This is a genomic window from Paenibacillus ginsengihumi DSM 21568, from assembly GCF_000380965.1.
In the GTDB taxonomy this organism is placed as follows: domain Bacteria; phylum Bacillota; class Bacilli; order Paenibacillales; family NBRC-103111; genus Paenibacillus_G; species Paenibacillus_G ginsengihumi.
In genome coordinates, this window is record NZ_KB905570.1 from 1 (window position 1) to 12,620 (window position 12,620).

At 55.8% G+C, this 12,620-nt stretch carries 11 protein-coding genes; 4 read left to right on the forward strand and 7 right to left on the reverse strand.

Going from position 1 to position 12,620, the window contains the following annotated elements; genetic code table 11:
• Positions 1-365 precede the first annotated feature (365 nt).
• The gene (locus F591_RS31415) at positions 366-833 is read left to right on the forward strand and encodes a hypothetical protein (RefSeq protein ID WP_156829551.1); all 468 of its coding nucleotides are present in this window, start codon (positions 366-368) and stop codon (positions 831-833) included.
• A 144-nt stretch (positions 834-977) separates the two neighbouring features.
• Here F591_RS31415 and F591_RS0113120 read toward each other — a convergent pair whose 3' ends face one another.
• The 7 genes from F591_RS0113120 to F591_RS0113150 all read right to left on the reverse strand — a co-directional run bounded on the left by F591_RS0113120 (position 978) and on the right by F591_RS0113150 (position 10,217).
• Entirely contained in the window at positions 978-1,826 is an 849-nt protein-coding gene (locus F591_RS0113120) for an SDR family oxidoreductase (protein ID WP_019535068.1), read from the reverse strand.
• Positions 1,813-2,898 carry a mannonate dehydratase gene (uxuA, locus tag F591_RS0113125; protein WP_019535069.1) on the reverse strand — a complete coding sequence of 362 codons (1,086 nt, stop codon included), beginning with the start codon at positions 2,896-2,898 and terminating at the stop codon, positions 1,813-1,815. The genes F591_RS0113120 and uxuA overlap by 14 nt, the downstream gene beginning before the upstream one ends.
• Positions 2,895-3,926, reverse strand: coding sequence for a zinc-binding alcohol dehydrogenase family protein (locus F591_RS0113130; RefSeq protein ID WP_019535070.1), 1,032 nt, complete (start codon positions 3,924-3,926; stop codon positions 2,895-2,897). The genes uxuA and F591_RS0113130 overlap by 4 nt, the downstream gene beginning before the upstream one ends.
• Before the next feature lie 494 nt (positions 3,927-4,420).
• Complete coding sequence (locus F591_RS0113135; protein ID WP_019535071.1) at positions 4,421-5,122, reverse strand: GntR family transcriptional regulator; 702 nt, start codon at positions 5,120-5,122, stop codon at positions 4,421-4,423.
• Between the two features lie 255 nt (positions 5,123-5,377).
• Positions 5,378-5,602 (reverse strand): hypothetical protein, encoded by a 225-nt coding sequence (locus F591_RS31990; RefSeq protein WP_169445851.1) that lies wholly within the window; start codon positions 5,600-5,602, stop codon positions 5,378-5,380.
• Between the two features lie 412 nt (positions 5,603-6,014).
• Positions 6,015-6,467 (reverse strand): hypothetical protein, encoded by a 453-nt coding sequence (locus F591_RS28030; protein ID WP_019535073.1) that lies wholly within the window; start codon positions 6,465-6,467, stop codon positions 6,015-6,017.
• Between the two features lie 12 nt (positions 6,468-6,479).
• Positions 6,480-10,217, reverse strand: a complete 3,738-nt coding sequence (locus F591_RS0113150) for an AAA family ATPase (protein ID WP_245581036.1) — start codon at positions 10,215-10,217, stop codon at positions 6,480-6,482.
• Between the two features lie 471 nt (positions 10,218-10,688).
• Here F591_RS0113150 and F591_RS0113155 point away from each other — a divergent pair, with 471 nt between their 5' ends.
• From F591_RS0113155 to F591_RS0113165, 3 genes are all read left to right on the forward strand, one after another.
• A complete protein-coding gene (locus tag F591_RS0113155) occupies positions 10,689-10,886 on the forward strand; it encodes a hypothetical protein (RefSeq protein ID WP_019535075.1) in 198 nt (65 codons plus the stop codon).
• Positions 10,887-11,132: 246 nt separating this feature from the next.
• Positions 11,133-11,822, forward strand: a complete 690-nt coding sequence (locus F591_RS29590; protein ID WP_019535076.1) for a sialidase family protein — start codon at positions 11,133-11,135, stop codon at positions 11,820-11,822.
• Positions 11,823-11,932: 110 nt separating this feature from the next.
• Positions 11,933-12,619: a response regulator transcription factor gene (locus F591_RS0113165; RefSeq protein WP_019535077.1), complete on the forward strand. Its 687-nt coding sequence runs from the start codon at positions 11,933-11,935 to the stop codon at positions 12,617-12,619.
• The last annotated feature ends 1 nt before the right edge of the window (position 12,620 follow it).

Below are 12,620 nucleotides of genomic sequence, written 5' to 3' on the forward strand. Positions count from 1 at the left end.
GTAGCTTTTCATCACATCCGCGTGAGAGTGGAACGGATGTTCAACCTCTTTGATCACCGAATGGTTCAATCGTTTGGTTAACTTGGTATGGGCAAGCAGGGCACCGACCGTAGCCAGCCCCGCATGAGTGCTTAGAATGAGCTCTTTGGATCGCACAAATTGGATTTTCATAGATGTACCTCGACGGTGAAAAGTAGAATTGGGCTATAATCCTACTTTTTCTCCATCGTATACGTATTTCCTTCAATTTTCTCGTTTTTTAAGCGAGAAGTTTCACGGATTCAGGTACTTTAAATATAATTCCAAATGTTGTATTATATCCTTGCAATTAGTATATTACACTTTTTGGAGGATTATTTTGAAAAATGAAAAAGAAACTTGTATCCGCCGTTTTATCGACCGCAGTGGTGTGTTCTTTATCAATTTCCGTTTTTTTTGCACAAGAGAGTGGTAGCGTTAATGTAAATCCTAGCAGAGTGGGACAAGAAGGTATTATAACTCCTTTAAAGGTTGATAAGGAATGGGGATCCAAGATAAACGATGAGAGGTCCACATCTACAAGAAGTTTTACAATGAATCCGGGCTATGGTCACCTTAAGCTGTATATGGTAAACTATAGCTCTCATTCGGTCAATGTTACATTGGAACATACAGATAAGGTGTATTTCTCGAAAACGATTGAAGGCGGCGGAAATCTGGACTGGCGCAGTTGGGAAGAAGGATACCCTGACGGCATGAGAGCCGGAAATTATATCCTTACCTGGTCCGGAGGGCAGCATGATGCCTATGGCGAATACTGGGGCAAAGCCGCTTCGCAAACGTCCGATTTTTGAAGGTAAAGAAGCCGCTGGTGCTCATAGTACATAGGCAGTAGTCGGCTTGCATCTTATACATCTCGCCCCAATGTTGGGCTTGCAAGGAATAAGGCATACCTCGCGGGTATGCCTTGTCTTTTGCCCATGCCATATTCACGGATATTATACGCCGGAATAGGCCATAAAGCCGCCGTCCACCGGGATCGTGATGCCGGTTACGAAGCCAGACATCTGCTCGTCGGCCAGCCACAGCAGCGTGCCGAGCAGATCCTCGGGCTTGCCGAAACGGCGCATCGGCGTATGAGTGATGATTTTATGCGACCGTTCCGTTAACGAACCGTCCTCATGGGTGAGCAGACGCCGGTTCTGCTCAGTCAGGAAGAAGCCCGGGGCGATGGCGTTGACGCGAATGCCCACTTCTGCCATATGCACAGCCAGCCATTGGGTGAAATTTTCGATCCCCGCCTTGGCCGCGCTGTAAGCGGGAACCTTCGTCATCGGGGACGGCGCGCTCATCGAGGACATGTTGATCACGACCGCGCCCTGCCTGCCGATCATGCCCCTGGTGAAAACTTGGGTCGGAATCAAGGTACCCAATATGTTCAAGTTAAACACGTAGCTGAAGCCTTCGTCGGTCAAATCGAAGAACGTCGTCATTTCCTTGTTGGCGAGATCGTCCAGCTTGAGCGTTTCGTTCGTCGTGATGCCCTTCGGATGGTTTCCGCCCGCGCCGTTAATGAGAATATCGCAGGGCCCGAACGTCTCCGACACGATGCGCTCCGCCTGCTTCACACTGTCCGCGTCCAGCACATTGCAGCCGATCGCGATCGCTTCTCCGCCGCGGCTGCGTATCGCTTCGGCGACCGCCTCGCCCTTCTCGGCCGTACGGTTCAATATCGCCACCTTGACGCCTTGGCGGCCCAGCTCCACAGCCATCGCGCTGCACAGCACGCCTCCGCCGCCGGTGACGACAGCGATCTTTCCTTTCAGGTTTTCGTTAATGGGCAGCATGCCGATCCCCCTTCCTCGGCTTCGCTAACGAGTCCCAAATCCCCCACAGATACATGATGCCGAGCGCCCTGTCGTACAGCCCATAGCCCGGCCGGCACTGCTCGTCAAAAATATGCCTGCCGTGATCCGGCCGCACATAGCCGCTGAAGCCGATGTCATGGTACGCTTTCACGATATCGGTCATGTTCACCGTGCCGTCCTGCTCGCGATGCGATGTCTCGATAAAATCGCCGTTGTCGTATACCCGGATGTTGCGGATATGAGCAAAGGCGATGCGATCCCCGAACTCCCGGACCATCGCCGGAATGTCGTTCGCCGGGTTCGCCCCCAGAGAGCCGCTGCACAGCGTCAGGCCGTTGTACGGGCTGTCCACCAGCTTCAGCAGCCGACGCAGGTTGTCGGCGCCGGTAACGATGCGCGGCAGTCCGAAGATCGGCCACGGCGGGTCGTCCGGATGAATCGCCATGCGAATATCGTGCTCCTCCGCCACGGGGACGATCTGCTCCAGGAAATAGCGCAGGTTATCCCACAGCTTCTCCTCCGTTATGTCCTTGTAGGCGTCGAACAGCGCGGACAAATGCTTCAGCCGCTCCGGCTCCCAGCCCGGCATCGTCATGTCGGGGTTGCCCGCGATTTTGGCGACGAGCTCCTTCGGGTCCATGTCCGCAACCTTCGCTTTCTCGTAAAAGAGCGCCGTCGAGCCGTCCTCCAGCTCTTTGAACAGATCGGTTCTTACCCAGTCGAAGACAGGCATGAAATTGTAGCAGATCACCTTGACGCCGACCTGGGACAAGTTGCGGATCGTCTGTTTGTAATTGTCGATGTAGCGATTTCTCGTCGGCAGCCCCTGCTTGATGTCCTCGTGAACGTTCACGCTCTCTACGACCTCGATATGAAAGCCGTGCTCGTCCGCCTGTTTCTTCACTTCCCGGATTCGATCGAGCGGCCATACCTCCCCGGCCGGCACATCGTGCAGCGCCCATACGATGCCTTCCACGCCGGGAATTTGCTTGATATGGCGGAGGGGAACCGGATCGTTCCCTTCCCCGTACCAGCGGAATACCATTCTCATGACGATGTCCCTCCCACTTCCAGAACGACCTTGCGGACCTCGTTCGGAGACGTCTCGATCAGCTTGATCGCCTCATGAATATCCTCCAGCGCATAGCGGTGCGAGACGAACGAAGCCGGTTGAATCGTTCCGTTATTGAACCATTCGACGACTTGGCCAAACTGATTCGACTGCAGCCGCGATCCGGCGACGGTCAGCTCTTTCTTGGTGATATGCAGCTGAGCGATGGACGAAGGGGCGTCGCTGAAGCCGAGGACGACAACTCTGCCGGCGACGGAAGTGATTTCGACGGCCTGCTCGAACGTCCGGGTCGTGCATACCGCATCGATCGTGACGTTCGGGCCGATCCCTTCCGTAATGCGCCCGATTTCCTTGACGACATCATCCTTTAGCGGATTCAGGGTATAATCTGCGCCCAGCGACCGGGCATAAGCCAGCTTGTCGTCGCTTAAATCCGAAATGATGCAGGTCGCTCCTTGGATCTTCGCCACCTGCAAAGCGCAGATGCCGATCGGTCCCGCCCCCATGATGAACACGACATCGCCGGCTCTTACGTCGCCCCGCCAGTTCGCCTGCGCGCCGATCGTGAACGGTTCGACCAGCACCGCCTCGTGCCAATCGAGCCGGGCGTCGACTTTATGCACAATCCGCTCGGGAAGGACGATGTATTCCTGATACGCTCCGTCCTTGTGAACCCCGTATACCTGAAGCTGCGTGCACACGTTTCTGCGTCCGGACCGGCAGGCGTAGCATGTGCCGCACCACTCGATCGGCTCCATGACGACCTTGTCGCCGACGGCCAGCCGGGTGACGTCCGGGCCGAGCTCTGCCACTTCCCCGACCATTTCGTGACCGATAACCCGCGGATAAGTCGCCACCGGCGACGTGCCGTGATAAATATGCATATCCGAGCCGCAAATGCCGACCATCCGGACGCGGATCAGCACCTCGTCTCCCCGGGTAATGCGCGGCTTTTCCTTCTCAATGATTTCAAGATGTCCTGGTTTAAAAACTTGTATGGCCTTCACAGTCCCTCACTCCGTATCTATCTTGAAAGTTTGGCGAAGTCCTTCGGCAAATTTTTCAACACCAAAGGTGGCGACCGATGACGAAAGGAATTGCTCTCATCATTAAAATACACTAGTATGCAAGATCCGGCAGCATCAGTCCTCCTAAGCGAAATTTACCCTATCACAGTGTATTTGTAAGCGCAATCAAAAAATTTAGAAAACCTTGCCTACGGCATGGATCGGGATCCGGCAGCCCCCGAACCCCGCATTCGCGTTCGAACTCCACCTCAGCGTTCAAACTCTGCGTTAGCATTCGAACAGTCGTGTTAGCGCTGCCCCTCCCCGGGCGCATAAGGCGACAAATCCTGCAAAAAATGCAACATTTGCCGACTCTCTTGAAAATTCGGCGGTGCCCTCCGACTAAATTTTCAACACCGCGGGGAGACGACTGATGACAAGGGGATTTGCTCGTGCTTTCGGCGCCTGTGCGACCCACCAAAGTTAACCACTTGCTATTCTTTAAAATAATGAGCATACTGCTTGACGATATCGTCCATTCCCGACTCGATCCACCGGATATGCTCGCTCAGCAATTGCTCTGCCCGTTCCGGATCGTTCGATACGACGGCGTCAAAGATCGCTTCGTGCTCGGCCGCCAGCTTCTTCATATGCTTCTCAACTCGCAGCTCCAAATACCGCATGCGATTCAAATGGCCCCGCATTTGATTAATGATCGAGGTTAATGTGGCATTGCCGATCGTCTCCAGAATGGTGTAATGGAATTGCTCGTCGAGCTGAAAAAACATATCGACGTTCTCTTCGGCAATCACCCGCCTCTGATCGGCCAGTATCCTCCGCACCTGCTCCGCCAGCTTCTGAAACCGCGGGGCGTTCCGGTCCCACTGTTTCGCCGCCTCCTTGAAGGCGCTCACCTCCAGGCATACCCGGACGAAACGGGCCTCGGCGATCTTCTTCCTGGAAATATAAGTGATCTGCGCCCCGCGCTGCGGCTTCACCTCGATCAGTTCCTCGGCGACCAACCGCCGGAAAGCTTCGCGTATCGGGGTGCGGCTCACGCCCAGCGATTGGCCAAGCTCGGCCTCGAACACCTGTTGTCCCGGCTGCAGGCGCAAAGTCACAATCGCTTCCCGAATCACTCGGTAGGCATGATCGGATAACGTCTCTCGCTTTCCGGTAATGATCGGCAAATCCATAAGTCCACCCCCTCCTGTGCAAACGCTTCATCGTAGTTATCATTGTACTAGAATACTTGCATACAAGTCAACGATTTTTTTATCATTCGTTTTGCTGCACACTAGAACAAACAAGCGGCTCTTTTCGCATCGTATGCGGGCAGGGCCGCCTGCTTATGGATGAATCGGCTCAGCCGGGCGATTACGCGGTCTGAACCCCTCGTTCAATCATACGTGAGTGCGTGGCGCGGCCCGCATCGATAACCCGCCGTCCGCTTACGGCGCAATGAGCGTATAGCTGTTCGACGAGCCCTCCGACGTCGTGTTGAAGTAGACGTTATCTTCGGCGGCTCCGGGCAGCTTGACCGCGTAGGTAATCCCTCTTCCGCCGTCCTTGACGCCGACGACTTCGACGACGCCTGGCACGGGAACCTCCAGCACCTTGGGCTTGGTCGCGAAAAGGTTCAGATTCTCCGCAATGGCCTGGCCATTCACCTTCACCGTTACGATACTCCCACTCATCACTCCATTAGCCCAGAAGAGCATACGGCTGGAGGAAACGCCTTTTCTCATCGGAATCTCAAAATTTCTCGGCTGCCATTGAAGCGATTCGCTTTGAGTAAATGTGGTGCCGATCTTCATGCCTTTGCCTATGCCGGTTGCGCCGACGTCCGAATCGTTTGGGCTTGGTGTGAATATAGCGTAACCAGACATTGAACCGAAAATGACTAAAACCGTAAACCCCATCGCCTTGCGATGAATGTTTTTGGCGCTGATCGCAAACCGCCGCTGGAGCGTCTCATTCCGCTCGCCCAAAGCCCTGCTCCGGCGGCCCTTCGAGCTGCCTGGCCCTTCTCCCTCCATCGGGCCAAAATGCCGGTCCCCTTGGTGCCGATCGTCTGACAATTCGTCCTCACCCCTTTTCGACAGGCTGATGTTCCGCTTTTGGATGGGCTAACGGAAACTTCCAGTAAAACAGCGACATCAGCAGGCGAACCGCCGCGAAGGACAACAAGGCAAGCAAAGCCGCCCCGTCCTTCGAATACGCCTCGCGCTCAGCCCATTGGTCAATGAATATTTGCCCGATGGCCAGACCGATCCCGGTGTACAGCAGCATCTGCATGAAGGGAAGCAAAATCGTTATTTTACGATACAGCTTGCCCAGAAATCGGCTTCTCATGGCCAGATAAACCCAGAAAGCGATAATGCTAAGGAAGGCGAGCCAATTGATGTCTGACGGAATCCCGCTGTCAAGCGCCATATTCCACTGCCCAAATATGAGCAAGGGAAGTAGAAATGTCAATAGAATGAATAAGATCATGATTGGATGATAAAAGATGGCGAAGATCCACTTGAAGCCCTGCAAGATGTCTCCCTCCTACCCTTCAAAATCCTCAGGCAACAAATTGGACAAATCGTCGGTCGTCGGAAACGATTTCCCGCTAATGCGTACGGCATGGTTGCGGATCGCCTTTTCGACCAGATTGCGCACGAGCCGCCCGTTGCCTGCAGTCTTGTCTCCCCGATAGCGGCCGAAGATGGAGAGCAGCTTGCCTTCCGCTCCCAGCCCCAGCTTGTAGCCTTGCTGTCCTAGCTGCAGCTTCGCAATCTGCAGCAATTCCGATTCCGTATAATCGGGGAACGTAATAATATTCGGGAACCGGGAACGGAGCCCCGCATTTCGGTCAAGGAACCGCTCCATATCCTCATCGTAACCGGCCAGAATGACGATCAGCCGGTCGCGGTAATCGTCCATCGCCTTGACCAGCGTATCGATCGCTTCCTGCCCGAACTGATCCCCCTCGGCCAGCGCATAGGCCTCGTCCACGAATAAAATGCCGCCCAGCGCCCGCTCGATCACCTCCCGCGTCTTGAGCGCAGTCTGTCCGACATAACCGGCGACCAGACCGGAGCGGTCCGTCTCGATCAAGGTGTCGGTCTTCACGACACCCAATTCCTTGAAGCGCCTGGCCAAGATACGGGCGATCGTCGTCTTGCCTGTACCTGGATTGCCTTTAAAGATCATATGCAGCGTCTGGGCGGATGCCCGCGGCAGCCCCTGCTCCTCCCGCTGCTTTGCCACCTCGATTTGGGTGGAGATGCTGCGGACGAACTCCTTGACCGAGGTCAGGCCGATGATCGTATCGAGCTCGTCGAGCGCTCTCCCTCTCGTCGGCGCTTGCGCCCAATCCCGCGAATATACGCTGCCAAAGCCCGCATCCGGCGAGGCCAGGCCAAAATCCGCCGCAGTCAGCTCGTTCAGCTTGTCGACCGGCGCGTAAGGCTGGTCGGCCAGCCGCTCGGCCTGCCGGCGAATCGCCTCTTCCAGCACATTGCGGACAAGCCGGCCGTTCCCGCCGTCTTTTTTGCCCGGGATCTGCTTGTCGTTGAAGTATGCGACAAGCTGCGGCGGAACGTCAGGAGCCAGCGTGAAGCCGCGCGCCTTGACCATCACCGTGGCAATCTGCTGCATCTCCTCGGCGGTGTAATCCGGGAATTCGATCTGCAGCGGGAACCGGGAAGACATCCCCGGATTCAGCTGCACAAACCGCTGCATATCGTCGGTATACCCGGCAAGGATGACGACCAGGTTGTCTTTGTGCAGCTCGATCAGGCGAACCAATGTATCGATCGCTTCCTTGCCGTAGCCTCCGCCTTGGCCCCCGTCCTGCGCAAGCGCATAAGCCTCGTCGATGAACAGCACGCCGCCCAGCGCCGACTCGACGACCTGCTTCGTCTTGGTAGCCGTATGGCCCATGTATTCTCCGACGAGATCCGACCGGTCGACCTCGATCAGCTGGCCTTTCTTCAAATACCCCATCGACCGCAGCATGCCCGCGAGCAGGCGGGCCATCGTCGTTTTGCCTGTGCCGGGGTTGCCCGTAAAGATCATGTTGAGCGTCTGGACAGTGTTTACCTGAATGCCGGCTTCCTTCCTCCTCCGATCCACGATCAGCTGCTTCTCCAGCGTCCGCAGGAAGGTCTTCACCTGATCGAGGCCGACAATGGCTGCCAGCTCGTTCTCCAGATTAAAGGCTTCCTTCTCGCCGACGCCGAAATCGGCTTTGACCAGCAGCTGCAAGTCCGGCTTGGTCTCCCCGGCCTGCGCGATACGGATCGATTGCTTGCGGATGGCTTCCTCGAACAAATTGCGGACGAGCCGGCCATTGCCGCTATCGTTGCGTCCGGGAATTTGCCGCTGCCCGAACAGCTCGGTTAGCCCTTCATGGGCCTCCTCTTCGATGCGGAATCCGTTCTTGCTTGCCATCTGCATCATAATATTCAGCATATCCTGCGGCGTATAGTCCGGGAATTCCACGATGAACGGGAAGCGCGAGCGAAGGCCCGGGTTGGCCCGCAGGAAGACCTCCATCTCCTGGGTATATCCGGCCAGCACGACAACCAAGTTGTCGCGGTGATCCTCCATCGCCTTGACGATCGTGTCGATCGCTTCCAGGCCGAACGTATCGTGATCCTGGCGCGCCAGCGTGTACGCTTCGTCGATGAACAGCACCCCGCCCAGCGCTTCGTTCACCTTCGCCATCGTCTTCGGCGCGGTCGAACCGATATACTGGCCTACAAGGTCCTGCCTGGCCACCTCGACGAGCTGCCCTTGCGAGAGCAGTCCGAGCGCATGCAGAATGCGGGCGATCAGGCGGGCGACCGTCGTTTTGCCGGTGCCGGGATTGCCCGTGAACACCATATGCAGCGCCATCGCGACCGATTGGCCGCCTTCTTGGCTCCGCATCCTGTTCACCCGCACCGTCTCCAGCAACTCGCGAACGAATTTTTTGACAGGCTCCAGCCCCGTCAGCGCATCCAGCTCTCTCAGCACATCTTCGATCGATTCCTTGCGGGAGAAGGACAGCGCCTTGATCGGCACCTCGATCCGCCTCGTCTCTGCGTAGAATGTATCGACTTCGTGCTTAATAACGACCCTCTCCCCGCGTTGAATCTCGTTGCGGGCGCGCAGGTTCATCAGGTGAGGAGTCAGCTCCTGCTCGACCCACTGCTCGACAGCTTCCCCGAACGTCTTGTTCGCGGTGGCAATGCGGGCCAGTGCCTCATAGACCGAGGCGCGAACCGTGATCGGCGTCTGCATGTTCGCCGACAGCTTCTCCATCTCGCCTGCCAGCAAGTTCTCGACAACCTGCTCCATCGTCTCCTTATCCAGCGCCGAAGAGATCGCCGCGGCGCGGATGCCCTTCAGAATCGGCATCGGAATGCGCTTAGTCAGCGAGGCGGGAATGCGGCCGTATTCGCTCTCCCTTTCGGCCGGTTCGTCGATATAGAAGACGAGAAAGAAATCGTCCGCGCTAATGCTCACGCCTTCGCTCGTCCGGAAAGAGCCTTCCGCCGCCAGTTGCCCGACGAGCCCGACAATCGTCGATTCCGCCTTCTCCATCCCGCTGAATACGACTGCCCCCTCCCAGCCCTGAAAAGCGTCGTGCATATCTTTAATAAAATTGCTCCGCACCTCCTCCTCGCTGTATCGGCTGAGGTCGATCTCCGTCAACTTCGGCATGTGAAGCAGATGGAGTCTGCTCATCTCATCAAGCAAGCATTGAAGCGCCGTTTTCTTCCCGGTGCCGGCGGCTCCAGCCAGCAAAATCACGTTGCGGGCCTTGTCTTTGCGGCCCTCCATAAAGCCTTGCTTGAAGCTGGCGACCAAGTCTTTGACGAACGGCTGCTGGCCAAGCACCTTGCGATTGACTCTCATCTCTATTTCGCCGAACAGGTGATCCAGATCCCTGATCGGGCTGTCTTTTGACATCCTATCCGTAAAGCCCTGCAAATTCGCAAAGCCCGGCATATTCATAAAGTCCCGCATATTCGCAAAATCCCGCATAAACGAACTCATTTTCTGCGGATCGTCCAAGACCTCTTCGTAATAAGTGTATGTATAGGTTGACGTAGGCGACGTCTTCCGGGTGACTTCCATATACGGGCCTGCGCCTTTGTTCCCATAACTGTAGCTTTGCTCATCGTATGTATAGGTCTGCGGCCTAGCCGCTTTCTCTTCACGGGTAAAAAAACCTTGCTCTCGAACTAGCTGAATGAGCTGCACCTCGGGAAAAAGGAATTTCAGGACTTTCGCCAAGGTTTTCCGCTTCATCTCCATACTCCTGTTCTCCCCCCTACGACAGGACCATCCATCATTATGCATATTGTACCATTTTTCTACGGCAGTGGATGAGCGAACGTCACAAAATTTGGAGAAAAACCGTAAAAAACCGGGCGACAATAGCCGATACCTCAAGCACCCCGGCATCACGAACAGCAGGCCCAGGGGATACCTGCCGTAGAAAATATGATTCACATCCCGTGGTCGGCACGGCCGTCCGCCGCTGCCGTCTTAGCCAAGGGCCGACACAGGATCAGCTGGCAGAAAAAATCGGCTCAAGTTATACGTGCATTTCCAAAGCAGCAGACAATCTTCCGGAAGCCCAAATCTGCGAATTAATTCTCTTAAACTTTCAAATGCCGGGGCCGGGAGCCCACTGTTTCGATTAGGATGGAGGGCTAATTTCTTTTCTGGCAAGAGTAGCTCAGGTTAATTACAATGAATAATGAGGTGATTGATGTTATGACGAAGCTTTACAAGCCGCTTACCACTGATATTGAGCTGTATACCGCTGCTATTGAAAAAAGAATCGTCGGTGTGTTTATTGGGAAAGAGCGAATCGGCCGCGGCATCATGAGCGAAATTACGGAGGTTTCGGTTAAAATCGAGGGGGAACGGTTTATGCGAGCCAATTGTTCCTTTTGGATTGAGGAAGATTGAAAGTCAACTGTGAAACTGGGTTTTCCTCATAGATTTAGCAGAACGTTGGCAAATCAAATGCCATAATCAGCCTTTCATGCACTAAGAGTCTTTGCCGTTGCAGCGGCGAAGGCTCTTTTTAGTATACAACAACAAGGAACCGCATCATACCATTCGCTTCTAAAGGTTCTCTAAAGGTAAGCGGATTATACTGACCATTGTAAGGCAGCTGCTTACAAAAACGATATTTTTGGAGGTATGATGAGTATGAAAGGCAAGCTTCTTCCCGGACTCGACATGACGAACAAAAGATGGACGGCTCTTCTGGCGGCCGGGGCGCTGATCGCCGCCGTCGGCGTCGGTTCCGCTTATGCGGCAACGACGAGCTCTTCCCTGCTGGTGAAGGTGGAGGGCGGCGTCAGCAGCTATTCCACGGACGGAGGAAAAACGTGGAGCGCCCAAGCGCCGGACGGCGTATCGGTGAAGTCGGAAAACGGCATGTTCACCGTCACGAACGGCACACCTCCCCAGGGCAGCCAGGCCTACGGCTTGCTGACCAAGGTCGAGGACGGCGTGATCCTGTACTCCGCCGACAACGGCAAAACCTGGAGCGAACAGGCTCCGGACGGCTCTGAACCGTCCTGGACGCTCAGCGGCGACGGCAGCGGCGACGCCGGCCTTCCCGGAGCAGGGGAGCAGACGGCGTCAAGCTTGCGGGTGAAAGTGGAGAATGGCGTGACGCTCTACTCCACAGACGACGGCAAAACCTGGAGCCAAACGGCCCCTGACGGGGTGACCGTCGGCGAGGACGGCAAGGTGACCTTCCGGCAAGGCGTCCCCTCCGGCGACGAGGCAGAAAAGGGCATTTTAAGTAAAGTGGAAAACGGCGTAAGAACGTACTCCACAGACGGCGGCAAAACATGGAGCGCAACCGCTCCGAGCAGAACCGCGCAATAATTGACAGGTACGCTTCGTACAGCATCCGCGAACAGGGGGCGATTCCCGCTCCTTGTTCGCGGATGCCTCTTGCTTGCAAGGCGTTAAACCTGGGGACAAGGTGACTCATCATGCGAATTTTACTGGTGGAAGACGAGAAGTATATGGCCGAGGCCGTGGCTCAAGTGTTGAAAAAGCATAACTACTGCGTCGATCTGGCATTCAACGGCGAAGACGGGCTCGATTCCGCGCTGTCCGGCATCCACGACATTATTGTGCTCGATCTGATGCTCCCCAAGCGGGACGGCATCAGCGTGCTCAAGGAGCTGCGCCGCAGCGGCATGGAGACGCCGGTTCTGCTGCTGACGGCCAGAGGCGAGACGGCCGACAAAGTGCACGGCCTGGATAGCGGTGCGGACGATTACTTGGCCAAGCCGTTCCATACCGACGAGCTGCTGGCCCGTCTGCGCGCATTGGGGCGAAGACAAGCGCCGCTGCAGCCCGACGGCATCCTCCAATACGGCGACGTCGAGCTTCATCCGCTGGACCAGACGCTGCGCCGCGGCAGCAAAGAAACGTCGTTGTCGCCCAAGGAGTCCCAGCTGCTGGAGCTGCTCATCAAGCGAAGAAGCATGATTACATCCAAAGAGTTGATTATCCAGAAGCTGTGGGGGTACGATTCCGACGCCGAAGACAACCACGTCGAGATCCACGTTTCCCTGCTGCGCAAAAAATTACTTCAGGTCGAATCCCGGGTATCCATTCGGACGATACGGGGCGCGGGGTATATTTTACATTCGGCGGCGAAAGAGGAATGAC